This window comes from Hymenobacter rubidus (assembly GCF_016734815.1).
Taxonomy (GTDB): Bacteria; Bacteroidota; Bacteroidia; order Cytophagales; family Hymenobacteraceae; genus Hymenobacter; species Hymenobacter rubidus.
In genome coordinates, this window is sequence record NZ_JAERQF010000009.1 from 111,941 (window position 1) to 136,733 (window position 24,793).

The window sequence follows — 24,793 nt, forward strand, 5'->3', positions numbered from 1 at the left end:
GAAGTGAGGAATTTTGTGTAGCAGTTGCGGCCACTGCCCCAACACCAACCCAACGACGGGCTACGGACGCGGCAAGCCCATGCGGGAAAACCTGACAGTGGTGGCTTCGCTGGCCGGGCATTGCCCCCTCTTGGCTCACCCCCCGGCCGGCGCATGCCTTGATTTTTGGGCATACCCCTCTACAAGCCAGCATGACCTCTTCCTCCGCGACGCCGCTGTTCGGCAACGCTGGCCCCCGCTACCCCACGCAGTATTCACCCATTCGCTTTTCGCCAATCCCATGTTCCGCTTTCTTATGCAGCATCTCTCCATTATTTCGGCGCCGCTGCGGCGCGGCGCGGGCCGGGGCCTGATGCTCCTGGCCGGGCTGCTGCTCGCCGCCCCCCTTGCCGCCCAGGCCCAAACCGGCGGCGTGCGCATCGGCACCCCCGGTACCCCCGACGTATCGGCGGCGCTCGACATCGTGAGCAGCAGCAAGGGTGCCCTGCTGCCGCGCGTGGCCGATGCCACGGCCATTGCCAGCCCGGCCAAGGGCCTTATTGTGTATCAGACCGGGGGCACGGCCGGCTTCTACTACAACGCCGGCACCCCGGCCACCCCCAACTGGCAGCAACTTGCCACGGCGGCGGGCGCGGCCGTGACGGCCAGCAACGGCCTGACCAAGACCGGGCCGGATGTCCGGCTCGGCGGAACGCTAACGCAGGCAACGACCGTCGACCAGGCCGGTAATTCCTTTAAACTGACCAATACGGGCAGCTCAACGAGCGTAGACCAGCAGCAGCTAACGTCCGGCCCGGTAACGGGCGACGCAGATATGTGGCAGTCGTTCACGGCCGGCATCAGCGGCCTGCTGACGCAGCTTGATTTGTATGTGTCGTCGCCCAACGGGGCCAACGGCGCGCCCGGTACGCTGAGTGTTTACGCGGGCGAAGGCACGGGGGGTGCCCTGCTCACCACGCAGGCCATCACGTTCAACAACGTGTACGGCGTCTTCCAGCCGTTTGTGCTGACCACGCCGGTGGCCGTAGTTGCCGGTCAGCAGTACACCTACCGCCTGCAAACCAGCGCGGCCGTGACGCATCTTTTTGTGGCGTTCGCTTCCAACGACCCCTACGCCGGCGGCCGGAACAACGTCGCGGCCACTTGGGACTTGGCGTTCAAAACCTACGTGGCCACCCCCATCACCCTGCCGGTGCTCACGGCCCTGCCGGGCGGTAACGTGGGCGTGGGCACCAGCACCCCCGGCCAAAAGCTGGAAGTGAACGGCCAGGTATTCAGCAGCGCTGGCGGGTTTCGCTTTCCTGACAATAGCGTCCAAACCACGGCTGCTTTCGACGCTCAACAGCTCAGCATCAGCGGTGCGACCATTAGCCTCACCAACGGGGGAACCGTGGCGGTGCCGGCCGATAACCTGGGCAACCACACCGCCACCCAGAACCTGAACCTGGGCACCAACCTGCTGGTGGGCAACGGCGGCAGCAGCGGCGTGGCCGTCAGCAGCAGCGGCAGCGTGGGCATCGGCACCACGCCGGCCGCCTCGGCGGCGCTGGAGGTGAGCAGCACCACGAAGGGCCTGCTCCCCCCGCGCTTGAGCACTGCCCAGCGCAATGCCATAGCCAGCCCGGCTACCGGGTTGGTTGTTTACAACACCACCACCAACAGGCTCAACACCTGGAACGGCACCAGTTGGGATGCCGCCCTGGCTGCCACCGAGCAGCCCTACCAGAACCCGAGCCAGGCCTTCGCCTATACCGGCACGGTGCAGACCTATACGGTGCCGGAGGGGGTCACCAGCCTGCGCGTCGATGCGGTGGGCGCCTCCGGCGGTGGCCTCGACTTCAGCGGCACCCTTCAGCGGGGCGGGATTGGGGCACGGGTGCAGGCCACACTCCAGGTGACGCCGGGGCAGGTTCTGCAGATTCGCGTGGGCGGGGCCGGGGCCTTCAGCAACACGGTCAGCGGAGCCGCTGGCGGCTACAACGGCGGCGGCAGCGTGGCAACGAACGGCGGCAGCGGGGGCGGGGCCACCGACGTGCGCGTCAGCGGCGGGGCGCTGACCGACCGCCTGCTGGTGGCCGGGGGCGGGGGTGGGGGCGGATACTCCCCTAACTATTCAGAAGGCGGTGCCGGCGGCCAGCCCAATGGCGGCAACGGCACGGCTACGTTCAACACCGGCCCCACCACAGTTAGCGCCACCGGCGGCACCCAAACGGCGGGCGGCAACAGCGGCGGCAGCCTAGGGCAAGGCGGGGGAACGTCCACCTTCAGTGGCGGCGGCGGCGGCGGCGGTTACTACGGCGGCGGCGGCTCGTACAGCGGGGGCGGCGCCGGGGGCGGGGGCTCGTCGTGGGTGACGCCCACGGGCAGCTCGTCCATCGTGATGTTAACGGGCAACAGCATTAATGGCAGCCTCACGATTACGCCGGCTCCGGTCTATGCGACTCCCGTGCTCGATGGCCGCAACTTTGTGAACGTGCCCGGCACCTGGAGCGTAAGCGGCCCTAATGTGTACCGCAGCACCGGCAGCGTGGGCATCGGCACCAGCGCCCCTACCCAGGCGCTGGAAGTGGCCGGGCAGGTATTCAGCAACACCGGTGGCTTCCGCTTTCCCGATAACACGGTGCAAACCACGGCCGCCGTGACCACGCCCGCCACTACGGCCAGTAATGGCCTCACCTTAACCGGGCAGAGCGTGGGGCTGGGCGGCACACTGAGCCAGGCCACTACCATCACCCAGGCGGGTAACAACTTCAGCCTGACGGGCGGCAACGTGGGCGTTGGCACCACCAGCCCGGTTACCACCCTGGACGTGCGCACCGCCGATGCCAGCGCGGCCGTTACTGTAGGCCAAACCGATAACACGGCTGGGGCGGTGTACTTTGGCAACCCCAGCCACGGGGTGAAGCGCAACTACAGCAACGGCAACGACGTGGGCCTCTACACCACCGCCGCCAACCTCTACCTCTCGGCCAACGGCACCAGCACCAGCCAGTTTGTGTTGCTCAACAACGGCAACGTGGGCATCGGCACCACGCCCGGCGCCAAGCTGCACGTGGCGGGCAACATGAAAATCGACGGCGCCAACACGCTGGAGTTCGGGGCCGGCATCAGCGGCAAAGAGGTGAGCGCGGGCAAAATCGGCTACGGCACCTTCTCCAACGGCAGCTCGCTCGACATCGTCGGCGCGGGCACGGGTAGCAACCGCGTGGTGCGGGTGTTCGCCGAAAACGGCTTGGGCGTGAACGGCGCGGTCAACGCCCAGGCGTTCAACACCAACTCCGACGCCCGCTTCAAAACCCACGTGCGCCCCATCGGCGCGGCCCTGGCCTCGGTGCTGGCCCTGCGCGGGGTGCGCTACGACTGGAACGCGCTGGGCATCCGGCGCGGCGGCAAAGCCGGCGCCGGTCAGGTGGGCGTCATCGCCCAGGAACTGGAAAAAGTGTACCCCGAGCTGGTGTCTACCGGCGCCGACGGCTACAAGGCTGTCAACTACGCCCAGCTCACGCCCGTGCTCATCGAGGCCCTCAAGGAGCAGCAGGCCCAGATTGAAGCCCTCAAGCAGCAAAACACTGCCTTGAGAGCTGAAACCACGGCCACCACCGAAGCCTTCGAGGCGCGGCTGCGGGCGCTAGAGGCCGCCACCAGCCCCGCCCACGCCAGCCGCTAGCCCCGGCAGCAGTATTCTTTTCGCCATGCCATTCCCATTGCTTGTATGAGCCCTTTCTTCGCCCTACGCCAGTGGCTGCTGCCCGCGCTGCTGGCCGCCACCCTCCCGGCCCTGGCCCAAAACGTCACCACCTTTGGCTACACGGGTGCCCCCCAGACCTACACCGTGCCGCGAGGCATCACGGCCCTGCAAGTAGTAGCCACGGGCGGTAGCGGCGGCAACCTCGGCAACAGCAACGGTGGCGCGGCCCTGGCCCCCGGAGCGGTGGTGCAGGCGGTAGTGCCCGTGACGGCCGGCGAGGTGCTTACCGTGGTGGTGGGCGGCCAGGGGGCTTCGGGCAACACCGGCACCCCGGCGGGCGGCTACAACGGGGGCGGCAACGGCTCCCAAACGGGCGCGGGCGGCGGGGCCACCGACTTGCGGCGCACCTACAGCGCGGCCACCAGCACCGGCGACTACCTCACCACCCGCAACGCGCTGGTGGTAGCGGGTGGAGGCGGGGGCAGCGACTATGGCAATATCGTCGGCGGCGCGGGCGGCACCCCCACCGGGGGCGACGGGAGTATATTTAACGGCACCAACCCTGGCCTGGGGGCTACGCAGGCCGCGCCCGGTGGCGGCGGGGTGCCCGGCAATGGCCCCACTGGCGGCAATGGGTCAACCGCCACCAGCTACAACGCGGGCGGTGGCGGCGGCTACTACGGGGGCGGCGGGGCCGCTGGCGGCGCCGGCGGCGGCAATCACGGGGCCGCTGGCGGCGGCGGCTCGTCGTGGGCCACGGCCACGGCCACCAATGTGCAATACAGCGTGACCACGGCCACGGCCTACGGCAACAGCAACGGCATGCTCACCATTACGCCCGTAACCAGCACTACCCCCACCACCTTCAACTACACCGGCGGCCCCCAGTACTATACCGTGCCAGCCGGCATCTTCCGGCTGCAAGTGGTGGCCCAGGGCGGGGCCGGGGGCAGCAGCAACGTCGTTTCGCAATATGACTCGCACGGCGGCCAGGCCACGGGCTACGTCACCGTCGTGCCCGGCGAAGTGCTCACCGTGCAGGTGGGCGGCCAGGGCCACAGCTACTATGTCGTCGGCAATAACGACGGCGGCTACAACGGGGGCGGCAGTGCCTCGCTCAACGGCGGCGGCGGCGGCGGGGCCACCGACCTGCGCCGCAACCCGGCCGTGGGCAGCACCGGCGACTACCTGGCCAGCCGCAATGCCCTGCTCGTGGCCGGGGGCGGGGGCGGCAACGTTACCCTCTTCTACAACAGCGGCACAACCAGCGGCACGCAGCCTATTCCCGGAGGCAATGGCGGCGCACCTTCCGGGGGTAACGGTGCCTACAACCTCCATAATCTGGAAGGCGGCGGCGCCACCACTACCGCGCCCGGCTATGCCTACGCCGCCAGCAGTGTCGGCAGCAACGGCACGGGTGGCAACGGCGCGCCTAGTCTGCAAGTGGGCGGCGGCGGGGGCGGCTACTACGGCGGGGGCGGGGGCAGCTACGGCACGGGCAGTGGCAACAATGGCTCCGGCCAGGGCGGGGGGGGCGGCGGCTCGTCGTATGTGCTGCCGGCGGGCAGCACATACGTCAGCTACGCCCGCGTGCCCACCATCGGCGATGGCTCGATGACCATCACGCCCGTGTCCATCGCCAACAACGCGCTCGACTTCGACGGGGTAGACGACCGGGTGACAATCAGTCCATCGGCGGTGGGGGTGGCCCACCTCAACGTCGGTGCCTACACCCTGGAGGCGTGGGTGTACCTCAATCCGGGGGCGACGGCGGGGACGACGGCGGCGGCAGCCAACTCCATTATCCGCAAGGATGGCGACTACGGCCTGCTCATCCGCAACGGGCTGGTGGAGGCCCAGGTGTGGCAGGGCGGCACCACTACCCTCACCTACGCCACCGGCACCACGCCCCTGGTGGCGGGCACCTGGAACCACGTAGCGGCCACCTGGGACGGCACCAGCCTCAAAACCTACCTCAACGGCGTGGACGTGACCGGCCTCACCGCCTCTACCACCACTAGCCCCGCCGTTAGCAGCACCAGCAACACCAGCAACCTGCGCCTCGGCCGCTCGCCTAACTTCAACGAGTACCTGGCCGGGCGGCTCGACGAGGTGCGCGTGTACAGCGCCGCCCTCACGGCGGCGCAGGTGCAGGCCGACATGTTCAATACCACCCCAGTGGCGCAGGAGTTGACTAACCTGCAAGTCTACTTCACCTTCGACGAGGGCGCGGCCGGGGGTAACAACGCGGGCCTCACCACCCTGCCCGACCTGAGCGGGAAAGGCTACGCGGGCACGCTGACCCAATTCGGCCTCACGGGTACTACCAGCAACTACGTGCGCAGCTTCCCCACCATCGTGGCCATCGACCCGGCCAGCGGCCCGGCCGGCACGGTGGTGAGCGTGCGGGGCACCAACCTGACGGATGCCACCGGGTTCAGCTTCGGCTCGCTGGCCGGGGCCGCCTTTGCCACGCCCGCCGATGACTACAAGGCCACCACCACGGTGCCCGCCGGGGCCAGCACCGGCCCGGTGAGCGTGGCCTCGGCCGCGCTGGCTGCGTACAACGGGCCAGTATTTACGGTGACCGGCCCGCTGCCGGTGGAGCTCGTGGCCTTCACGGCCACGGCGCAGCCGGGGGCCGTGGCGCTGGCCTGGCGCACGGCTAGCGAAATCAATAGCGCCCGCTTCGAGGTGGAGCGCAGCCCCGACGGGGCCGCCTTTACCGCCATCGGCACGGTGGCGGCGGCCGGCAGTAGCTCGGGGCCCCGCGCCTACGCTCTGGCCGATGCCCGGCTGCCGGCCAGCGCATCGCGGCTCTACTACCGGCTGCGGCAGATAGACCAGGATGGCACGTTCAGCTACTCGCCCGTGCGCTCGGTGGTGGTGGCCGGGGCGGGTCTCGTGCTGTATCCTAACCCGGCCGCTGGCGTGGCCACGCTGCGCGGGGCAGCGGCGGGGGCGGCGGTGCAGGTGCTGGATGCGCTGGGCCGGCTGGTGCGCACGGCCGTGGCCGATGCCGAGGGCACGACCGTGCTAGCGGGCTTGCCGGCCGGCGTGTACGCCGTGCGCTGCGGCACTACCACCGTGCGCCTGGCGGTAGAGTAACTGCTGACCGTGGAAGGCACCCCGGTATTCGCCGAGGTGGCACTTGTGGTCGTGGGGCGTGGCCCACGGCGGGGTGGCCGGGGCCGGGCAGGTGGGCCTCATCGCCCAGGAGCTGGAAAAGGTGTACCCCGAACTGGTATTTACTGACGCCGACGGCTACAAGAGCGTGAACTACGCCCAGCTCACGCCCGTGCTCATCGAGGCCATCAAGGAGCAGCAGGCCCAGATTGAAGCCCTCAAGCAGCAAAATACTGCCCTAAAAGCTGAAACCACGGCCGCCACCGAAGCCTTAGAGGCCCGCCTGCGGCGGCTGGAGGCGACCGGCGCACAGGCCCGGTGGTAATTGATTCATTACGTGCCGGACCGGACCGTCTGCCCCAGCACCTTCCCCAATGTTCTTACTCTTGATTGTACCCATGAAAATAGCCCTGACTCTCTCGCTGCTGCTGCCCGCGCTGGCCGGCCTGGCCCAGACCACGCTCACCAACGACGGCAGCGCCATCACCGTGGGCAGCGGGGCCGTGCTCTACGTGGGGGGCGCGGTGCAGAACAACGCCGGCAGCACCCTGGCCAACGCCGGCACCGTGCAGCTCACCGGCGACCTGACCAACGCGGGCACGCTGGCCTCCAGCGGTACGCTGCTCTTCAACGGCGCCGCCAACCAGGTATTCACCCCCGGCGCGGCCACCGTGGCCACGCTCGTGCTCAACAACACCGGCGCCGTGGGCCAGCGTACCCTGGCCCTGCCCGCCGACCTGACGGTGGGCACCGCCCTCACGCTGCAAAGCGGCCTGTTGCGCACCGCTCCCACGGCCACCCTTACGCTGCCCGACGGAGCCACCCTGAGCGGGGAAACAACCGGCCAGTACGTGCAAGGTAACCTGCGCATCATCCGCGCCGCCGGCTCCGGCGTGCTCGACTTCGGCCACGGCCTCACGCTGGACCGCAGTGGCCTGGGCCAGGTGACGGCCACGCGCACGGCCGGCCTGCTGACGGACAACCTGAGCCGGGCCACCAGCCTGCCCAACGCCGCCGGCAAAAGCATCGACCGCATCTGGACCGTGGAAACCACCACGGCCCCCAGCGCCGCTGTGCCCGTCACGCTAAGCTGGCTGGCCGACGACGACAACGGCCTCACCAGCTTCAACCCCGCCCAGGCCTGGCGCGCCGACCTGGGCAGCAGCGCCTGGGCCGCCACGGGCAGCCCGCAGGCCGCCGCCGTGAGCGGGGCCACCCGCAGCTTCTCCTTCGCCACGGCCGCGCTGGGCCGCCTCACCCTGAGCACTGCCAGCGCCAACCCGCTGCCGGTGGAGCTGGTGCGCTTCACCGCCGAGCCGCAGGGTGCCGACGCGCTGCTGCGCTGGGCCACGGCATCGGAGAAAAACAACGACCGGTTTGAGGTGGAGGCCAGCGCCGACGGGCGTACGTTCCGCCGCATCGGCCTGGTGCCCGGCCACGGCAGCAGCGCCCAGCCCCACGACTACCAGCTGGTGGACCCCGCCATTGCCCGCTACGGCACCAGCCTGGTGTACTACCGCCTGCGCCAGGTCGATACCGATGGTACCTTCAGCTACTCGCCGGTACGGACCGTGGCCGTAAGTGGGAAGCCGGAGCTGGCCCTGTTCCCGAACCCGACAACCCAGGCCGCCACGCTCATCGGCGCGGAGCCCGGCGCGGCCGTCACGGTGTTTGATGCCGTGGGGCGGCTGGTGCTGGCAATCCCGGCCGATGCGGCTGGCACGACTCACCTGGCCTTGCCCCATGGCTTTGCCACCGGCGTGTACCTGGTGCGCACGGGCAGCACAGCCCTGCGCCTGACCGTAGAGTAACCAGCACCATTCCCGTTGGAGCTCCACCCGAAACGTTGCGCAGAGCCCCCATCCAACAGATTGGTGGTTCAAGTTAGCTAGCCTCCGTTCAAATTAGATTTCTTCTTTGAACACTTTCCGATACCCGCTAAAAGGCCCCGAAAACGCAGATTTTCGAGGTCTTTTTCAGGGAGTAATTTGAACACCGGATTTACGCCCGGATGCCGTTCTCCAGCTGCACCTGCTTGCGCTCCGACTGGCCCGCCTCCAGCTCCGCCAGGTTGAGGTACGCCGCCAACCGGGCCTGCCAGCTTTTGACGTCGGCCAACTGCTCGGTCTGCCGCTTGGCTTGCTCCGGTAACTGCACAAGCACGGCGCAGGTCAACTCGCCATCGGTGGTCGGGGCCGCGTTGGCCGTCGGCAGTGCGACCCCGCCGGTGGCCCCGCCCTCGGCATAGCCGCGCAGGCACTTGGCTTCTAGCCACTGCTCCACGGCCACTATCTGCGGGTCCTGGCGCATCCACTTGGGCACCACGCATTCGTCCTCGTGCACCACGCCGGCCACGGCAAAGCCCGAGCCGTCCATCAGTTTGTCGTTGCTGCCCACGCTCATACCCGCGTGGCAACGAGTGGATGAGGGCCGATGCAAAGGTCGCGAAGCCAGCGTGCGCAGGTCTTTCACGCGGTTGGACTTGCCGCTCTTGCTACGCGGCAGCTCGCCAAAGCGCGGCTTTTTCCCCTAAAATCGCCGGATGTTGCTAACGGCGAGCGGGCGGAAACGAGAGCAGAAAGGACGTACCCAAGCCCTCAATCGAGTTCACCTCGATGCCGATGCCGTGCAAGTCGGCAACGGTGCGGGCGATGCTCAGGCCCAGGCCGTAGCTGTCGGGGTCGGCAGTGGCGCCTTTGTCGAAGCGGTGGAACAGTTGCGGCAGCTGCGCCTTGCTGATGCCCTGGCCGGTGTCGCGCACTTCGAGCACGTAGCCGCCGCCGGTGGGCGCGGGGCGGCCCAGCACGTAAATCAGGCCGCCCTCGCGGTTGTACTTGATGGCGTTGCTCACCAGGTTGAAGAGCAGCGTGAACAGCAGGCCGCGGTTGCAATTCGTGACGATGAAATCGGGCTGCATTTCCTGGTGCAGGGTCAGGTGGCGGGCCTCCAGGCGGTCCTGCACCTCCTCGGACAGCTCGGCCACCAGCGCAGCCAGCGACACGGTTTCGGTGCGGGTGAACTGGTCGTTCTCAATCTTGGATATCATGAGCAGGGACTTGATAATGGTGCGGAGCCGGTGCACGGTGCGCTGCGATTCGACCACCCGCAGCTGGTTTTCTTCCGACAGGCTCTCGTCGGCCAGCATGTTGTCGAAGCGGTACTGCAGGGCCGCTAGGGGCGTGAGCAGCTCGTGCGAGGCGTCGGCGATGAACTTGCGCTCCTTGCTGAACGAGGCCTGAATGGTGGCCATCATCTCGCGCAGGCTCTCGTCGAGGTAGCGGAAATCGTCGGTGCTGGTGGCTACCGGCTCAAAATCGAAGGCGGGCGGGTAGTGGCTGTTGCGCAGCCGCTGCCGGATGATGGTATAGAACGGCGCGAGCAGGTAGCGAAAAAAGGCCAGGTCGGCCAGGGTGGTCAGGGCCACGCCCACCAGCAGAAGGTAGAGGGCGTAGCGGCGGAAGTTGTGTTCGGTTTCGCCGATGCTGCCCGTGCTGCGGCCGATTTCGAGCAGGTAGTTCTGGCCATTTTGAGCGAAGGAGTAGCTCAGCACCCGGTACTCCACAATTTCGTCCTCCACGGCCCGCTTCGAGTCTTCGATGACGTCAATTTTCGGCCCCGGCACAATGGTCTCCAAAGAAATAAACTCCTCCTTCAGCAGGTTGTAGCTGCCGTACGACGACTGCCCGCCTTCGATAAAGGCCGAAATGCCGTTGCGCCGAATCAGGCGCAACACCTTCTCCTTTTTCTGGGCCAGGCGCTGGTCGGTGCTCAGCAGGGCCAGGCGGCTCATCACCGGCGGCAGCCCCACCACCAGCAGCAGCAGAATGGCCACCCGCGAAAAAGCGTTGAAAAGGGAGAATTTGGTGCTGAGCTTCATGGGTCAAAAGAGCGTCCTGACAGGCAAGAACGTCATGCCGAGCGCAGCCGAGGCATCTCGGGTGGGGTAGTAATTCAATCGAAAGGAAAGAAGTAGTGGGGCACGCGAGATGCCTCGGCTACGCTCGGCATGACGTGCTAATATCGCAGCGGTGCTGCCCCGCTCACAGCCGCACCCGGTAGCCCAGGCCGCGCACGGTTTCCAGCCAGTCGGTGTCGGCGTGCTGGCCCAGCTTCTTGCGCAGGTTTTTGATGTGGGCGTCGATGTAGTTCGAGTCAAAGCCGCCCTCAGAGAGGTTGCCCCAGATGTGCTCGGTGAGCTGCAGGCGGGTGAGCACCCGGTTTTTGTGCAGCACGAGGTAGCTCAGCATGTCGAATTCCTTCACCGAGAGGCTCACTTCCTGGCCCTGGTGCAGCACGCGCCGGTTTTGCAAGTCCAACTCGAACGCGCCGCAGGGCACCAGCGGCTTGTGCAGGCCAAAGCGGCGGCGGGTGATGGCGTGCATGCGGGCCAGCAGCTCGGGCAGCGAAAAGGGCTTGGCCAGGTAGTCGTCGGCGCCGAGCTCCAGGCCGCCGATGCGGTCCTGCACCGCGCCGCGGGCCGTAAGGACGATAACGGCGGCCTGCAGCTCGTTCTGCTTGGCTTCGGTTAGCACGTCGAGGCCGTCGCCGTCGGGCAGGCCCAGGTCGAGGAGCACGAAGTCGAATGGCGTGTCGGCCAGCTGGGCGCGGGCGGCGGCGGCGGTGCGGGCCACGGTGCAGAGGTAGCTGTGGTTGTGCAGGAAGATGCCCAGCTCGCGGGCCAGCGTACGCTCGTCTTCGACAATGAGAACGGTCATGGCGGGAAGGAATAGCGGGCTACAGGTTCAGCGAAAGGCTGCTGGTGAAGTAGGACCGGGCGCCGGAGGCATCCTCGGGCAGCAGGTTCACGGGGATGGAATAGCGCCAGGCCACCTGCACCGATACCTTGCCCAGCGAGTACGTCACGGGCACGCGCAGCTCGTAGTTGAGCACCTGGAAGCGGGTGGTCGTGGTGGTGGTCGTGGTGGTTTTGCCGGCGTTGCCGCTGTTGCCGTGGCCGTTGCCGCGCTGCACCTGCTGCACCAGGCTGGTTTCGGCGAAGCGCTGGGTGCCGGCCGTGGCACTGATGCGGGGCTCGATGGACACGTAGTCCTCGGCCGTGAACACCTTTTCGAACTCGAAGTTGCGGGAGTTGTCGAGCACCAGGAACCCGTCGCTCGTCTCACCAAACAGGTAGGCCGCGTTCAGGCGCGTGTACACGTAACCCCAGTCCCAGCCCAGGTAGCCATCAAAAGAGTTGTTGACGCTGGACTTCACCAGCGGGCTGTTGGGCGCGAACAGGAAGCGCGAGTAGCTCGCCGAGGCATCCACTTTCTTCGAGAGGTCGCCGTCCCAGCCCAGCGAGAGGTCGGTTTCGTCCAGGGTGCTGCCGGTGTTGAGCAGGTTGTAGCCCACGGCCGAGCCCCACACGCCAAAGCGGCTTTTGTAGGTGAGCTCGCCGGCCGTGTAGGGGTAGCGCGTGGTTTGGGTGCGGCCGAAAAACGAGGAGTTGCTGCCGTAGCTCAGGGCCGCCGTGAAGCCGCCGTGCGGGGCGGGGTTGCTGTCGGTGGCGGGGGCGGTGGGGCTGCCAGCCGACTGGCTGCTGCCCACGTCCTGCCCGCTGGCCGAATAGCCGCCCAGGCAACTCGCCAACAGCACCATCAGCCCGAAGCCGGCACGGCGTAAAAATAGCATAAGCGGAGGGTCGAAAGCGGTTAATGGCCCCGGCCCACGCCGGCGGGGCGGCCGGCCCCTACCCCACCCGCGCCGCGCGCACCGCGGCCCGCGCCCCCAGCGTCTCGGCTGCCCCGGGCCCCGCGCGCGCTACGCTCTGGCCGGCTGCCCCGGGCTGAGGGGGTTTCGGAGGTGCCGTCGTTGTCATCGTCCACGCGCTCGGGCTTGCTTTTGCGCTCGGTTTGGGGCACGGCTTTCACTGGCGGCTCGGCGCCGGGCGTGGTCTGGCTTGGGGCTTGCGCCACAGGCTGAGCGGCTTGGGCAACCCCGGGGGCAGCCTGTGCCTGCGCCCGGCCAGCCCCCAGCAGCCCCAGGGAAAGAAAGCAAATTACAGTTTTCATGATAATCAAACCCGGTTTCCCGGCAGGATAGAAGGAAGCAAATTACAACGCAAAAAAGCCGGGGCAGGCACTAAGCCACAAAGCCGGCCGCACTCCCGAACAACTACAGGAGGACGGCCGGCGCAAGTACGGCGGGGGGTTTAGTGGCCGTGGGCGTGGGTGCCGGCGTGGGAGTTGGCCACGTGGCCGCCGCCCAGGTGGCCGCTGGCATGGCTGTGCTCGCCACGGGCGCTGCGGGTGGCATGGTCGATGCCGCGCCCACTGCGGGCCACGGTGCTCACGGCCGCGCCTTTGTCGGCGCCGGTGAGGGACGTGGTTTTGGTGAAGGTGCTCACGTTCTGGCCGTGGTTAGCCGGCTTGCCGGCTTTGTCGCCGTCGCGGTCATCGTCGCCCTCTGCGTCGTGCTGTTTGATTTTGACTTTGTGTTCACGCTCCGCTTTGGGGGCGTTGGCGGTAGCCGAGGAGGGGGCCGGTGCCTGGGCCAGGGCGGCAAACGAGCCCAGCAGGGCAACGGCTAAAGCAAGGGTTCTTTTCATGGGAATTGAAGTTGAATCGGTTGAAGAATGAGACAAACTTATTATGCCAACATGATGCGAAAATGATAGCGAAGGCGGCTGACTACTAAAGAAGCTGTTTCGGAAGGGTCTCGCTTGCCGGTCCGCCGCCGTAGGCGTCCGACCGGTTGTCGTCAGAACGAAATCGTTGTTGCTTCGACCGGTCGGACCGCCTAGGGCAGTCGGACCGGAGCTGGTGACCTGTTAGCGACCGGCCGAGGCGGGAGCGGCAAAGGGTGCCAGCGTGCCGTCCACGGTGATGGTGACGACTTCGGCAATCTTGTTGAACATGAGCGTGGGCACCTCGATGCGGTGGTCGGCCAGCTTGGCGGTGAACTTGCTGGCCACGGTGGCCACTCCGTTGCGCACCGTGACGGTGCAGGGAATGGTGCGGGGCGTGGCCACGCCGTGAATGGTGAGGTCGCCGGTGGCCGTGACGGGGTAGTCGCCGTCCTTTTTCAGGTCCAGCGGCCCTTGCAGCGTGCCCCGAAAACCGGCCGTGGGAAACTTACCGCTTTCCAGGTAATTCTCGTTGAAATGGCTCTGCATCAGCCCCGACGGGAAGACGAACGAGGTGATGGGCAGCCGAAACGCGAAGGTGTGGGCATCGGCATCGAGCACGCCCTTGAGCTCGGTGCTGCTGGCCTCAATGTTTTCGACGGGGGCCGCCGAAAAGAAGCGCACGGTGCCTTTGCTGAAGGTGTATTTGCCCTGGGCGCGGGCCGGGATTTGGGCAAAAGCGCCGAGGACAAGCAGCAGGAATAACAGGCGACGATTCATGACAGATTAGGATAGAAAGAAAACCAGGAACGTGGCGGCTTACCGGGGCCGGTGCAACACGAAATCGCGCGAGATATTGAAGCCGAGGTGGATGCCGCCGGTGGCCCACGAGTCGGTGGTTTCGGCAATGAAGCCTTTCTCAATCATCGAGAGCGAGTTGCTCAGGTGAAACTGGAACACGTGGCCGCCGGTCTCGATATCAAAGCCCACGGAGAGCGAGTTGTAGAAGTTGGCGTAGCTGGCGGCGTCGGGGTATTTAGGCGGCACGCGGTAGATGTACTCGGCATTGAGCGAGGTGCGCTTGGTGAGCTTGAGCCGCCCGCCCACGCCCACGGCGTACACCAGGTTCTGGTCCCGCTCGGTGGCCACCAGGTTGCGGTGCAGCACGGTGGGCGCAATTTCCAGCGACAGCCGCTCGCTCACCTTGCGGGCCACGATGAGCTGGTTGACGAACACCAGGCGCGAGGAAAAGTAGTTGTCGCGGCTGGGGTCATCAAAAGTGAGCGTGTTGATGGCCGCGCTGCCGAAATACACCACCGACACGGGCACGGCCCCGGGCCCGATGGACTGCCGCAGCAAGGTGGCTTTGGCGAAGCCGTCGTAGGCCTTCTGGTAGCTGCTGCGCCCCACGCCTACGCTCAAAAACCGGTTGATGCCGTATTGCAGGCCGATGCGGATGGTGCTTTGGTCGAGGCCCCAGAGCTGGTAGGCGCCGCCGTTCAAGGGGCCGAAGCGGTGCGAAATCACAAACTCCAGGGTGCCCGGCGCGGCCTTCTCCACCGATTGCAGGTTGATGACGCGCCCGGCCTTGAAGGTGCCGGTCACGTCCTGCCGCTTGGGCGCGTCCAGGCCGTCGAGCATCTTATCGAGGTCGGCACCCGGCGCGGGGGTGGTTTGGGCACAGGCCACCGTCACGAGCACCAAGCTCAGCAGCAGCACCAGCCCGGCGCACACCAGGGCAGAAACGATTTTCACGTGGTATTCGAGACTCTTCATGCGGGGGAAAATTAATTGTTGAGGGCGCCGGCTGCCACCCATTTGCTGATGATTTCGATGTCGCAGGCGCTGAGCATGGGCGAGTTTTTGGGCATTTCCGAAGCGCCGGCCTCGTGCTTGATGCTTTTGAGCAGCACGCCGTTATCGGCCACGGCCTTCACGCCGGCGTAGGTGGCCAGGTTGAGGTTGCCGCCCAGGTTGGCGTAAGTGGTGGTGCCGTGGCAGGCCAGGCAGTGGGTGTTGAGCACGGGGCCCACGTTGGCCAGATAAGTAACCGTGGGCGCATCGCAGGGCGCGGGCGCGCCGTAGAGCTTGGCTTCGTTGTCGAAGTAGCAGCCGCTGAGCAGCGGCAGGCCGGCCGCCAGCACGGCGGCCATCAGGCGGGAGAAGCGTTTCATGAAAAAGCGGTTATTGCAGCAAGCCCTGGGCCTGCCACTGCTGGAGCATCGTGACCTGAGCGGCCGTGAGCGGACTGCCGTTTTTGGGCATAAAGCCTGGCGTACTCGACGAGCGCTGCACCCGGTCCAGAATCAGGGTGATGTTGGCCACCGCGTTGGCGTAAATGGTGTAGTTGGTCTGGCCGCCGCCGGTGTGGCAGTTGCCGCAGTAGCTCACCACCAGCGGCCGCACGTTGTTGGTGAAGGTGATGGCCGCCGCGCCCACCACCACCGTGTATACGCCCGGAAAGGTGGTGCTGCCCGCCGCATTCGTGGCCGTCACGCTCACGGAATAGGTGCCCGTCGTCACGGCGCTGCTCGCCGAAATCACGCCCGTGCTGCTGTTGATGGTGATGCCGGCGTTTGCCGGCGACACGCTCAGCGCATAGGTGATGGGGCCCGTGCCCGTGATGGTGGGCACGGCCGAGGTGCCCGTGCTGCCCTGCGCCAGCGTCAGCGAAGCCGGCGCATACGCCAGGCTGGCGGGCCGCACGGCCCCGGTCACCGTCACGGTGTACACGCTGGGGAACGACACCGTGCCCACGCTGTTGGTGGCCGCCACCGTGAGGCTGTAGGTGCCCACCGCCAGCCCCGCCCCGACGGTGATGACCCCGCTGCTCGCATTGATGGTGATGTTGCTGCCGGCCGTCGGCGAGCTGGTCAGGGCGTAGCTGATGGGCGTGGTGCCGCTGATGGTGGGCACCACCGAGGTCCCGCCGCTGCCCTGCGTCAGGCTGAGCGTGTTGGGCGAGTACACCAGGCCGCTGGGCGCGGTAGCCGCTGCCGAAACCACCACGGTAAAAGCCGCCGGGAAAGCCACCGTGCCCGCCGCGTTGGTGGCCTGCACCGCCAGCACGTAGGTGCCGGGCGCCACGGTATTCGCCACCGATATAACGCCTTGCGCATTAATGGTGATGCCGGTAGTAGCCGGGCTGCTGCTCACGGCATACGTAATGGGGGCCGTGCCCGAAATGGTAGGCACGGCCGAGGTGCCGGCTGTGCCCCGCACCAGGTTGAGGGAGTTGGGTGCGTAGGTGAGGCTGGCCGGGGGCCGGGCCTTCACCACCACTTTGTAAGCATTGGGAAACGTGACGGCCCCCACGCTGTTGGTGACCGTCACGGCCAGCACGTAGCGGCCCGCGGGCAGCGTCGCCGGAGCCGAAATCACGCCCTGTGAGCTGATGGCAACCAGGCTGGTAACGGGGCTGCTGGCCACCGCGTAGCTGATGGGCGTGGTGCCGCTCACGGTGGGCGCTACCGACTGCCCGGCCGTGCCCTCGTTCACCACCAAGCTATCGGGGGCGTAGCGCAGAGCCGAGGGGGCGCGGGGCGTACGCACCGCAGCCACCGTAAACACATTGGGAAAGTTGGTAGCTCCGGCCGCATTGGAGGCGGTGATGCTCACCGTGTAAACGCCTTCGGGCAAGGCCGCATCTGCCGCAATCACGCCCTGCGCGCTGATGCTGATGCTGCCGAGGCTGGCCGGACTGGTGCTCAGCGTGTAGCTGATGGGCGTGGTGCCACTGATGGTGGGCACGCCCGACTGCCCGGCCGTGCCCACTTCTATTTCCAGCCGGGGGTTGGCGTAAGCTAGCTGGGCGGGCACCTGGCCTCTGCTTGCTTCGGGGGCCACCAACCGCTCGTGCCGGCACGCGGCAGCCGACAACAAGCCAACAAGCCAACAAGCAAGAACAAAAAGTGTAATAGTCGGCGTATATTCATTGCAGCCAAGAAAAGCAGGTTTTTAAGCCCGCAATTTTATTGGTCTAACATGATGCGAACATGATAATATGCGCCGGGCTGTCCAGCCGCTTCCCTGCTAATAGGCCCGGCGCAGCATGTCGGCGTACGCGTTGGGCAGCGGAGAAGCCTCAACGGCCCGGGCGGCTTTTTCCACGTCGTAGGGCACGCGCACCAGCTCGGAGCGGACGCTGTGCGGGTCGGCGAGGGAGGTGTTTTCGTCGAGGTGCAGCAGTTGATAGGCCGCGCGGGGGTCGCCGTCCTTGGGCTTGCCCACCGAGCCAATGTTGAGCGCGTGGCGGTAGCGGGTGTGCCCGTCGTGCTCGTAGGCGAAGGTGCGGTGGTAGGGCTTGTGGGTGTGGCCGAAGAGCAGGATGTCGGCATTGGCTTCTTCCAGCACCCGCAAAAAGCTTTTTTCGGGCCGGTCTTCAAACAGGTATTCGTTGATTTTGCGCGGCGAGCCGTGCACCATGAGCAGGCTGAGGGTAGTGGGCTCTTCCTGGAACTCCAGGCGCATGTGCTTGGGCAGGTGGCGCAGGTAGCGCCGCTCGGCGGGCCCCACCACGTGGTTGGTGTAGGCAATGCTCTGCGCGCCCAGCTCTTTTTCGGTGTCGGTTTTGTAGGCACAGCCGCAGTTGTCGGAAGCCAGGCCAATGCCCTGGTCGTAGTTGCCGGCCAGGGTGGGAATGCCCCGGCGCCGCACCTCATTCACCACCTCGTTGGGCCAGGGCGCATAGCCCACCAGGTCGCCGAGGCAGAAAATCAGGTCGGGCTGGCGCTGCTCCATGTCGGCCAGCACGGCTTGCAGGGCCGGCAGGTTGCCGTGCACGTCGGAAAAAAAAGCAATGGTCATCGGTCTCAGAAAAGGGAACAAAGAAAAGCGGCGCCACCCGCCAGGCAGCGCCGCGCGCGGGCTTTAGCAGCAGCCGCCTCCCGGCGTGCAGCAGGCCGTTTGCAACTGCGGCAGGGCGTCCATCAGGCTCGGCACGCCGCAGGCGTCTTGGGCCAGGCAGGCGGTTTGCTTGGGCGTGAGCACGAAATCGGTGCCGTCGAAGGCCAGCCCAAACTTGCCGATGGTATCCTGCTGGTACTCTACTTCAATGTCCAAATCTTCGCGGCCCAACACCTTTTCCGACAGGTTCAGGATGTGCAGAAACTTCTGCGGCGCCAGCCGGTGGTCGTAGTCGCCGGCCTCCCAGAGCTGGAAGTTGGCCGCCGTTTCGCGCCGCTCCACGCCGCCGCAATCAATAAAGTGCTTGCTGACCAAGCCCACTTCCGTGACGTGGAAGTGCGCCGGCAGGTATTCGCCGGTTGGCAGGCGGAAATTAACGGCGGCCAGCCCGCTGAGGGACTGCTTCATTTCAGATATTTTCATGGAGTTGGTTGGGGTAAGAGGGCGAAATACTTAGCAGGCGCAAGCGCTGTCCGGCCCGCAGGTAGCACTGGTGGTGGCTTCGATAAAAAAGGCCGTGAATTGCTGGTGCACGCGCCGGAGCAACTCGGTATTGAGGCAGTAGCACACCGTCAGCCCGTCAATCTCCCCCCGAATCAGGTCCAGCGCCTTCAGCTCCTGCAGGTGCTGGGCAACGGTGGTGCGCGAGAGGGGCAGTTCGGCTGCGATGTCGCCCGAAATGCAGGTGGTTTTGCTGGCCAGCAGCTGAACAATGGCCACCCGCGCCGGATGAGCCAGGGCTTTGGCAACGCGGGCGAGCTGCTGCTGCTCCTGGGTGAAGAAGGCGGTTTTGGCGTAAGTCATGAACACATGGGAAAACTATGTCGTAAACATACGACACAATAATGACGTATGTTTACGACATAGCTAATTTATCAGTTACTTCTGCAATGCGAGTGCTACGCCAGCGCTTAGCATCACGGGCATTTCATGCCTGTTTTAATGGCCAAACTGCCTTCTGGCCGGCCGCTACAGCTTCCGCAGCTTCACCAACAGCACGTCGTTTTCGTGGAGCTGGAAATGTAGTTTTAGGCCATAGGGGCCGGCTTGCAGGGATGGGCTTGCCAAAGGCGGGTCCATGGTAAGCCGCTGCAAATCGGCCACTTGCTGGCGCGAAAGCTCGGAGGGCCTTCCCATGTTGAGGTAGGCGGTGTAGGCGTCGTTCTGGCCGTAGCCCACCCGGTGGGCCTCGGTGGCGTAGCGGCCGGGCGGCAGGTTCCGCAGCGCCAGCGTGACGGGTGGGGCGGCGGGCGCGGGATGCTTCTTCACGAAATACACCTGGTTGTTCTGCGGGCCCTGGGGCGGGGCGGTGAAATTCCAGAGCAGCACCTGCACATTGCCTGCCGCGTCGGTGGTGGCCCAGGAAGCCGGGTCGGCATTCTGCAGCTCCTGCGGGCCGAGCTCGTGCAGGTACTTGTAGGCGAAGTATGCAGGCTTGCGGATGCCTTGTAGATTGAGCAGGCCGAAGCCGCCGTGAAAGGGCGTGAGCGGCGGCCCGGCCTCCTCAAAAATGTCCGAGAACGTCCAGTACGACATGGACGTGGCCGTCTTTTCGGTTTGCTTGAGGGTGTTGAGAAGGTAGGCAGCGCTTTCGTAGGAGTCGTGCACGGGGTCGTGGGGCGAGTACGAGGTGCTCCATTCGGTCAGGTGCAGCTCAATTTTGGGGAAGGCCGAAGCCGCGATTTTGGCGCGCACGGCGGCTGTGTGGCGGGCAATGGCATTGGGGTCGCCGAGGTGCTGCTGCCCCTGTCCAAACTCGTCGAGCCCGCCTTCGGTCACCCCATAATCGTGCGTGCTGATGAAGTCCAGCGGCACTTTATTGGCGGCGCAGTAGGCCAGCGTCTCATCAATCCAGCCGGTGCCCGACGAAGCCGGGCCGCCCACCCGGTAGCTGGCCGACACACTTTTCACGGCCCGCGCCGTGCTGGCGTACAGCAGGAAATAATCGGCCTGCGTGCCCGAGAAAAAAGCTGGGTAGTTCGGTTCGTTCCACACCTCAAAATACCAGCTTTCGACCTCCTTCCGCCCGTAGCGCTGCTCCCAGTGCCGCACCAGCGCCGTAATCAGGGCCTCCCACTTGGGGTAGGATTTCGGCGGCGACACGTTGGCCTTCCACCAGAACACCGTTTTTTCCGCGCTTTTCAGCGCCGAGGGCATAAAGGACAGCTCCACAAACGGCCGGACGTGGATGCTCAGCAGGAAGTCGTACAGCTTGTCGGTGTACTGCCAGTTATACACGGCATTGCCCTGCCGGTCTTCGGCGTACACGCCCATATCATCGTGCAGCAGCCCATGGAAGCGCAGGTAGCGAAAGCCGCATTCCTTTTGTGCCAAAGCCAGTTGCTGCTGCCAGTCGGCGCGCAGGCCCTCATTGGCCCGGCCGGCTCCTACGCACAGGTCGAATGCCTTGTTGAGCGGACCGCGCACCTTCTTTACATCGAGGCTGATGACGCGTGGCTGACTTGGGGCTGGCGTTTGGGCCGCCACTTGCCCGCAAACCAGTGTGAAGAGAAGTAGCAGGTGGCTTTTCATGGTGTGCGGGGTTCGTTAGATGGCGCGGGTGCGGGGCCTCCCCCATGGGAAAGGAGGACGGACGACTTGTGGCCCAAGCTCCTACCGCCTACCAACGCTGCCTTTCCCCGTCGGCTTCGGCGTAGCGTCACGCACATTTTCTGCCGGCCCCAGGTAGCTGGCCGGCACTTCGCCCCGGCTCAGCACCAGGTTTTCGAGCACCACGCCGGGGTCCACGCGCCAGAACTTGAGGACGTGCAGGCCAGCCGTGGCCACGCGGTGCTGCGAGGTTTTGAGGATGATGTTATTCGCCACGGCCTTCTCCCAAATCAGGTTGCTTTCGCCGGGCTTCATGCCGGTGTGCAGGTTGATGATTTGCGGCGCTTCATCGTCCAGCGACACGGCGTAGCGCAGGCCGGTGGTGTTGGTGAAGTCGAGCGTTGGGGCGAGGTAGGCCTGCACCGTCACCGGGCCCGGCTGGGCGAGCGTGATGCGGTACTCCAAGTGCGGGCTGCTGCCTCCCGGCGCGGCCGTGGGCGCAGCCGTGGTCGGGAATGTGCTGACGGCCCCCAGCGTGCGGCCCACATCCGGCAGGCGCTGCCAGGTGACGGGGCCGCCGTTGATGGCCTGGGTGTAATGCTCCGCTTCGATGGATACGTACGCCCCGGCTGAAGGCAGTGCCGGGGCCGCAGCGGGCGTTGGCACGGCACCGGCGGCCAGCGTCACCACTTCGGGCATTAGGTCTTTGGGTTCGTCGTGCCAGGACGTGTAGCCGATGTGCATCTGGTCCATCAGGTGGTTCCACTTGCCGCCGGCCAGGGCGTGGTAGCGCTGCTTGATTTCGGCGTCTTTGGCAAACAGTGCCTGGGCTTTTTCGGCCAGCGCGTTGGTGTTCGGCTGGTTGGTTTTGGCGGCCTCGCGGTTTAGGGCCACGGTGTAGTACAGTTCGTTGAGGTTGGCGCAGGCCTGTACCGGGTGCAACACCAGCTCGTAAAACGCGTCGTGGCTGGTGGCAGGCAGCAGCTGGTTGAGGGCCTCGGCGCGGGTCAGGAGTTGGTTGTAGTCGGCCACCACCGCGGCCCATTCGCCGGTGGCCAGGCTGTAGGTATTGGCATCGAGCAACTCGGGCTTGCGGCGGGCATTGTACTTGGCGTATTTGGCCAGGATGTCGGCAAGGTCGGCGGCGTATTGGGGGCCAAACTGCTGGCTGGCCCAGCGCCGGGTGTAGGCCGCCACGCCGCTGGCCGGGATGGCCGCCGGCTGCCAGGCGTAGTCCAGGAAAAACGAAATGGGCAATTCCATGGGCTTGAGGTCGCCCACGTTCACAATCCAAATCTGCTTGACGCCGTGCTCGTAGGCCAGGTTCATCTGCTCGCGGATGCGCGGCAAGGGGTTGGTGTTCAGCCAGCGGTAGCTGCGCGGGCCGCCCACGTAGTCGAAATGGTAGTAGATGCCGTAGCCGCCGGCGCGGGGCTTCTCCCCTACTTTGGGCAACTTGCGCAGGTTGCCCCAGTTGTCGTCGCAGAGCAGCAGGGTCATGTCGTCGGGCACGCGCATGCCCTTGTCGTAGTAGTCCTGCACCTCCTTGTAGAGCGCCCAGAGCTGGGGCGTTTTTTCGGCGGGTTGGTGGGTTTCTTCGGCCAGAATCTGGCGCTGGTCGGCCACTATTTTTTCGAGCAGGGCAATGTTGCTGCCCTCGCTCATGGGTTCGTCGCCGTCGCCGCGCATGGCCATGGTCACGATGCTTTCGTGGGTACCCATGTGGCGGATGCCCTGCCGCCAGAAGCGGCGCAGGGTGGTGTCGTTGGTTTGGTAGTTCCAGGGGCCGTGGCCGTAGCGCTTCCACTCCTGCTGGGCGCGCAGCATGGGCTCGTGGTGCGAGGTGCCCATCACAATGCCGTACTCGTCGGCCAGCGCGGGGCTGAGCTTGTCGTCGTCGTTGAAGGCATTGCCCCACATGGCGGGCCACAAGTAATTTCCCTTCAGCCGCAGCAGCAGCTCAAACACATGCGCGTACATCTTCGAGTTGATGCCGCCGAATTTTTCCTTCGCCCAGCCCGTCAGCGCCGGGGCTTCGTCGTTCAGAAAGATGCCCCGGTACTTCACCGCCGGCTCGCCCAGCGTGTGGCGGGCGGCGGGAATGTGCAAGGCCGTTTGCGGCTTCACCGGCACATCGGCCCACCAGTACCAAGGCGACACCCCAATCTGCTGCGACAGGTCATAGATGCCGTAAATGGTGCCGCGCTTGTCGCTGCCGGCAATCACCAGCGCTTGCTGCACGCCCGGCATGGGGTTTAGCACCACTTGCCGCACGAAGGTTTCCCACTTGCCGGCCACCCCGGAGGCGTCGAGCTTTTTTTGCCGCACCAGCGCATCAATCAGCGGGCTTTTGCCAAGGGTACCGATGAGGACGACTTCGGTCCCCGCCGGCTGGCTGGTGCTGAAGCCGGGCTCAACTTTGGTCACGCGCTGCACGTCGGCTTGCAGGTCTTTGGCCGCCCGCAGCACGCCCGGCCAGTCGCCCCCGCTGGCGTAGATGGCGGCGGCTTTGCCGTTGGCGGCCAGGGTAAAATCAGCTTGGTCTTTTTTCGCTGATGCCTTGTTGGCCGCAGCCGGCGTGGTCTGGGCCTGCGCAGCGACGCGGCTCAGCAACAAGAGCAGCCACAGCCATTGTGGGTAAGAGCGGAAGGGATTCATCTGGAATGGGATTGGTCCTGCTGACGGGCGCCTCATCCCCCGGCCCCTTCTCCGAAAAGGAGAAGGGGAGCCAAGGCGGGACGCAGCAGTAAAGACATGGAAACAGAGCAGCAATGAGTCGTCAGGCTCCCCTTCGCCTTCCGGAGAAGGGGCCGGGAGATGAGGCGCCCGTCAGAATTTCACCACTTCATAAAAAGCCTTTTTCGGCTTCAGCTGCTGGTCGAATAGCAGCGGATAGTTTTTGCGCCCCGGCACGGGGTAGGTGTCCAGCCAGGTGTATTTGTCGGAAATATTCCAGAAGGTGACGCCCGTCAGCACGTTTTTGTAGTCGCGGAAAACGTTGAATACCATGCGGTACTTCTCGGCCTGCTGCTTTTCCTGGGCGGGCGTGTACGCGTCGCCTTCGCCGGGCCGCTTTGCGCGGCGGTTCTTTTCCCAGGGGTACACCGACACGTCGAGCTCGGTTATCTGCACCTTCAAGCCCAGGGAGGCAAACCGGTCGATGGCGGCGCGCAGGTCCTTCTGCGTGGGTTCCTGCAACGACCAATGCGCCTGCAGGCCCACCGCGTTGATGGGCACTTTGGCATCGACCAGCTTCTTGAGCAGGCGGTATACCCGCTCGCGCTTTTCGGGGCGCTCGGTGTTGTAGTCGTTGTAAAACAGCACCGCTTTGGGGTCGGCCGCGTGGGCGTATTCGAAGGCCTTGGCAATGAAGTCCTCGCCGCAGATTTTGTACCAGTCCGAGTTGCGCAAGAACTGCGTGCTGTCGTCGGCAATGGCTTCGTTCACCACGTCCCAGGCGTAGAGCTTGCCCTTGTAGCGCTTCACCACCGTGTCGATGTGGTCGTGCAGGCGCTGTAGTAGCACTTCTTTGCTCACGGGCTGGCCTTCGGCCGTTTTGAAGAGCCACTTGGGCGTTTGCTCGTGCCAGCACAGGTTGTGGCCGCGCACCCGCAGCTTGTTGGCCTGGGCAAACGCCACAATCCGGTCGGCATCATCCCAGAAATACCGGAATTCCTCGGGGTGAATGGGGCCCATTTTCATGGCATTCTCGGGCGTGATGCTGTTGAACTGTTGCCGAATGAGGTCCGCCTCCGGGCCTTTCAGCGCCGAGGGCCCGACGGCTACGCCAATGGGAAAATAGTCCTTGTAATAGTCTTTAAGGCCTTTTTCGGCGGCGGGCGGCTGGCTGCCGGTCAGGGCGGCGCAGGCCAGCAGCAAAGTAGCAAAGGGGAGCCGGAGTTTCATAATTGATAGGGGCAAAATGTAGAGGCAAGCAAGTGGGGAGGCATTCTGGATGC

The 24,793-nt window shown here is 65.6% G+C and carries 20 protein-coding genes; 4 read left to right on the forward strand and 16 right to left on the reverse strand.

Annotated features, from left to right (window positions below):
• The first annotated feature begins 280 nt into the window (after window positions 1-280).
• The 4 genes from JKL48_RS08990 to JKL48_RS09005 all read left to right on the forward strand — a co-directional run bounded on the left by JKL48_RS08990 (window position 281) and on the right by JKL48_RS09005 (window position 8,625).
• Window positions 281-3,667: a tail fiber domain-containing protein gene (locus JKL48_RS08990; RefSeq protein WP_201981567.1), complete on the forward strand. Its 3,387-nt coding sequence runs from the start codon at window positions 281-283 to the stop codon at window positions 3,665-3,667.
• A 45-nt stretch (window positions 3,668-3,712) separates the two neighbouring features.
• Window positions 3,713-6,796 (forward strand): glycine-rich protein, encoded by a 3,084-nt coding sequence (locus JKL48_RS08995; protein ID WP_201981570.1) that lies wholly within the window; start codon window positions 3,713-3,715, stop codon window positions 6,794-6,796.
• Between the two features lie 43 nt (window positions 6,797-6,839).
• Window positions 6,840-7,139, forward strand: a complete 300-nt coding sequence (locus JKL48_RS09000) for a hypothetical protein (RefSeq protein WP_201981573.1) — start codon at window positions 6,840-6,842, stop codon at window positions 7,137-7,139.
• A gap of 73 nt (window positions 7,140-7,212) precedes the next feature.
• A complete protein-coding gene (locus JKL48_RS09005) occupies window positions 7,213-8,625 on the forward strand; it encodes a T9SS type A sorting domain-containing protein (protein WP_201981576.1) in 1,413 nt (470 codons plus the stop codon).
• A gap of 190 nt (window positions 8,626-8,815) precedes the next feature.
• On the opposite strand, the gene JKL48_RS09010 is transcribed toward JKL48_RS09005, so the two are convergent.
• The 16 genes from JKL48_RS09010 to JKL48_RS09085 form a co-directional block, all read right to left on the reverse strand.
• Window positions 8,816-9,286 (reverse strand): hypothetical protein, encoded by a 471-nt coding sequence (locus JKL48_RS09010; RefSeq protein WP_201981578.1) that lies wholly within the window; start codon window positions 9,284-9,286, stop codon window positions 8,816-8,818.
• A gap of 76 nt (window positions 9,287-9,362) precedes the next feature.
• Window positions 9,363-10,691, reverse strand: coding sequence for a sensor histidine kinase (locus JKL48_RS09015; protein WP_201981580.1), 1,329 nt, complete (start codon window positions 10,689-10,691; stop codon window positions 9,363-9,365).
• A gap of 163 nt (window positions 10,692-10,854) precedes the next feature.
• Entirely contained in the window at window positions 10,855-11,529 is a 675-nt protein-coding gene (locus tag JKL48_RS09020; RefSeq protein ID WP_201981581.1) for a response regulator transcription factor, read from the reverse strand.
• Window positions 11,530-11,548: 19 nt separating this feature from the next.
• The gene (locus JKL48_RS09025) at window positions 11,549-12,445 is read right to left on the reverse strand and encodes a hypothetical protein (RefSeq protein WP_201981584.1); all 897 of its coding nucleotides are present in this window, start codon (window positions 12,443-12,445) and stop codon (window positions 11,549-11,551) included.
• Between the two features lie 20 nt (window positions 12,446-12,465).
• Window positions 12,466-12,825, reverse strand: coding sequence for a hypothetical protein (locus JKL48_RS09030; protein WP_201981585.1), 360 nt, complete (start codon window positions 12,823-12,825; stop codon window positions 12,466-12,468).
• A gap of 140 nt (window positions 12,826-12,965) precedes the next feature.
• Window positions 12,966-13,361: a hypothetical protein gene (locus tag JKL48_RS09035; RefSeq protein ID WP_201981587.1), complete on the reverse strand. Its 396-nt coding sequence runs from the start codon at window positions 13,359-13,361 to the stop codon at window positions 12,966-12,968.
• Between the two features lie 222 nt (window positions 13,362-13,583).
• Window positions 13,584-14,159 carry a YceI family protein gene (locus JKL48_RS09040; protein WP_201981589.1) on the reverse strand — a complete coding sequence of 192 codons (576 nt, stop codon included), beginning with the start codon at window positions 14,157-14,159 and terminating at the stop codon, window positions 13,584-13,586.
• 39 nt (window positions 14,160-14,198) lie between these two features.
• Complete coding sequence (locus JKL48_RS09045; RefSeq protein WP_201981591.1) at window positions 14,199-15,155, reverse strand: DUF5777 family beta-barrel protein; 957 nt, start codon at window positions 15,153-15,155, stop codon at window positions 14,199-14,201.
• A gap of 11 nt (window positions 15,156-15,166) precedes the next feature.
• A complete protein-coding gene (locus JKL48_RS09050; protein WP_201981592.1) occupies window positions 15,167-15,553 on the reverse strand; it encodes a cytochrome c in 387 nt (128 codons plus the stop codon).
• 10 nt (window positions 15,554-15,563) lie between these two features.
• Entirely contained in the window at window positions 15,564-17,198 is a 1,635-nt protein-coding gene (locus tag JKL48_RS09055) for a hypothetical protein (protein ID WP_201981593.1), read from the reverse strand.
• A gap of 213 nt (window positions 17,199-17,411) precedes the next feature.
• Complete coding sequence (locus tag JKL48_RS09060; protein WP_201981595.1) at window positions 17,412-18,185, reverse strand: metallophosphoesterase family protein; 774 nt, start codon at window positions 18,183-18,185, stop codon at window positions 17,412-17,414.
• 63 nt (window positions 18,186-18,248) lie between these two features.
• Window positions 18,249-18,707, reverse strand: coding sequence for a DUF6428 family protein (locus JKL48_RS09065; RefSeq protein WP_201981597.1), 459 nt, complete (start codon window positions 18,705-18,707; stop codon window positions 18,249-18,251).
• Between the two features lie 30 nt (window positions 18,708-18,737).
• Window positions 18,738-19,088 carry an ArsR/SmtB family transcription factor gene (locus tag JKL48_RS09070; protein ID WP_201981599.1) on the reverse strand — a complete coding sequence of 117 codons (351 nt, stop codon included), beginning with the start codon at window positions 19,086-19,088 and terminating at the stop codon, window positions 18,738-18,740.
• Window positions 19,089-19,253: 165 nt separating this feature from the next.
• Complete coding sequence (locus tag JKL48_RS09075; RefSeq protein ID WP_201981601.1) at window positions 19,254-20,816, reverse strand: GH39 family glycosyl hydrolase; 1,563 nt, start codon at window positions 20,814-20,816, stop codon at window positions 19,254-19,256.
• A gap of 81 nt (window positions 20,817-20,897) precedes the next feature.
• The gene (locus tag JKL48_RS09080; RefSeq protein ID WP_201981603.1) at window positions 20,898-23,492 is read right to left on the reverse strand and encodes a glycosyl hydrolase 115 family protein; all 2,595 of its coding nucleotides are present in this window, start codon (window positions 23,490-23,492) and stop codon (window positions 20,898-20,900) included.
• A 171-nt stretch (window positions 23,493-23,663) separates the two neighbouring features.
• Window positions 23,664-24,740, reverse strand: a complete 1,077-nt coding sequence (locus tag JKL48_RS09085; RefSeq protein ID WP_201981605.1) for an endo-1,4-beta-xylanase — start codon at window positions 24,738-24,740, stop codon at window positions 23,664-23,666.
• Window positions 24,741-24,793: the final 53 nt, after the last annotated feature.

Excerpts from the sequence above, each read along its gene's own strand:
- JKL48_RS08990 (WP_201981567.1), top strand. The coding sequence starts at position 281 with ATGTTCCGCTTTCTTATGCAGCATCTCTCCATTATTTCGGCGCCGCTG.
- JKL48_RS08995 (WP_201981570.1), top strand. The coding sequence starts at position 3,713 with ATGAGCCCTTTCTTCGCCCTACGCCAGTGGCTGCTGCCCGCGCTGCTG.
- JKL48_RS09005 (WP_201981576.1), top strand. The coding sequence starts at position 7,213 with ATGAAAATAGCCCTGACTCTCTCGCTGCTGCTGCCCGCGCTGGCCGGC.
- JKL48_RS09015 (WP_201981580.1), bottom strand. The coding sequence starts at position 10,691 with ATGAAGCTCAGCACCAAATTCTCCCTTTTCAACGCTTTTTCGCGGGTG.
- JKL48_RS09020 (WP_201981581.1), bottom strand. The coding sequence starts at position 11,529 with ATGACCGTTCTCATTGTCGAAGACGAGCGTACGCTGGCCCGCGAGCTG.
- JKL48_RS09025 (WP_201981584.1), bottom strand. The coding sequence starts at position 12,445 with ATGCTATTTTTACGCCGTGCCGGCTTCGGGCTGATGGTGCTGTTGGCG.
- JKL48_RS09030 (WP_201981585.1), bottom strand. The coding sequence starts at position 12,825 with ATGAAAACTGTAATTTGCTTTCTTTCCCTGGGGCTGCTGGGGGCTGGC.
- JKL48_RS09035 (WP_201981587.1), bottom strand. The coding sequence starts at position 13,361 with ATGAAAAGAACCCTTGCTTTAGCCGTTGCCCTGCTGGGCTCGTTTGCC.
- JKL48_RS09040 (WP_201981589.1), bottom strand. The coding sequence starts at position 14,159 with ATGAATCGTCGCCTGTTATTCCTGCTGCTTGTCCTCGGCGCTTTTGCC.
- JKL48_RS09045 (WP_201981591.1), bottom strand. The coding sequence starts at position 15,155 with ATGAAGAGTCTCGAATACCACGTGAAAATCGTTTCTGCCCTGGTGTGC.
- JKL48_RS09050 (WP_201981592.1), bottom strand. The coding sequence starts at position 15,553 with ATGAAACGCTTCTCCCGCCTGATGGCCGCCGTGCTGGCGGCCGGCCTG.
- JKL48_RS09060 (WP_201981595.1), bottom strand. The coding sequence starts at position 18,185 with ATGACCATTGCTTTTTTTTCCGACGTGCACGGCAACCTGCCGGCCCTG.
- JKL48_RS09065 (WP_201981597.1), bottom strand. The coding sequence starts at position 18,707 with ATGAAAATATCTGAAATGAAGCAGTCCCTCAGCGGGCTGGCCGCCGTT.
- JKL48_RS09070 (WP_201981599.1), bottom strand. The coding sequence starts at position 19,088 with ATGACTTACGCCAAAACCGCCTTCTTCACCCAGGAGCAGCAGCAGCTC.
- JKL48_RS09075 (WP_201981601.1), bottom strand. The coding sequence starts at position 20,816 with ATGAAAAGCCACCTGCTACTTCTCTTCACACTGGTTTGCGGGCAAGTG.
- JKL48_RS09080 (WP_201981603.1), bottom strand. The coding sequence starts at position 23,492 with ATGAATCCCTTCCGCTCTTACCCACAATGGCTGTGGCTGCTCTTGTTG.
- JKL48_RS09085 (WP_201981605.1), bottom strand. The coding sequence starts at position 24,740 with ATGAAACTCCGGCTCCCCTTTGCTACTTTGCTGCTGGCCTGCGCCGCC.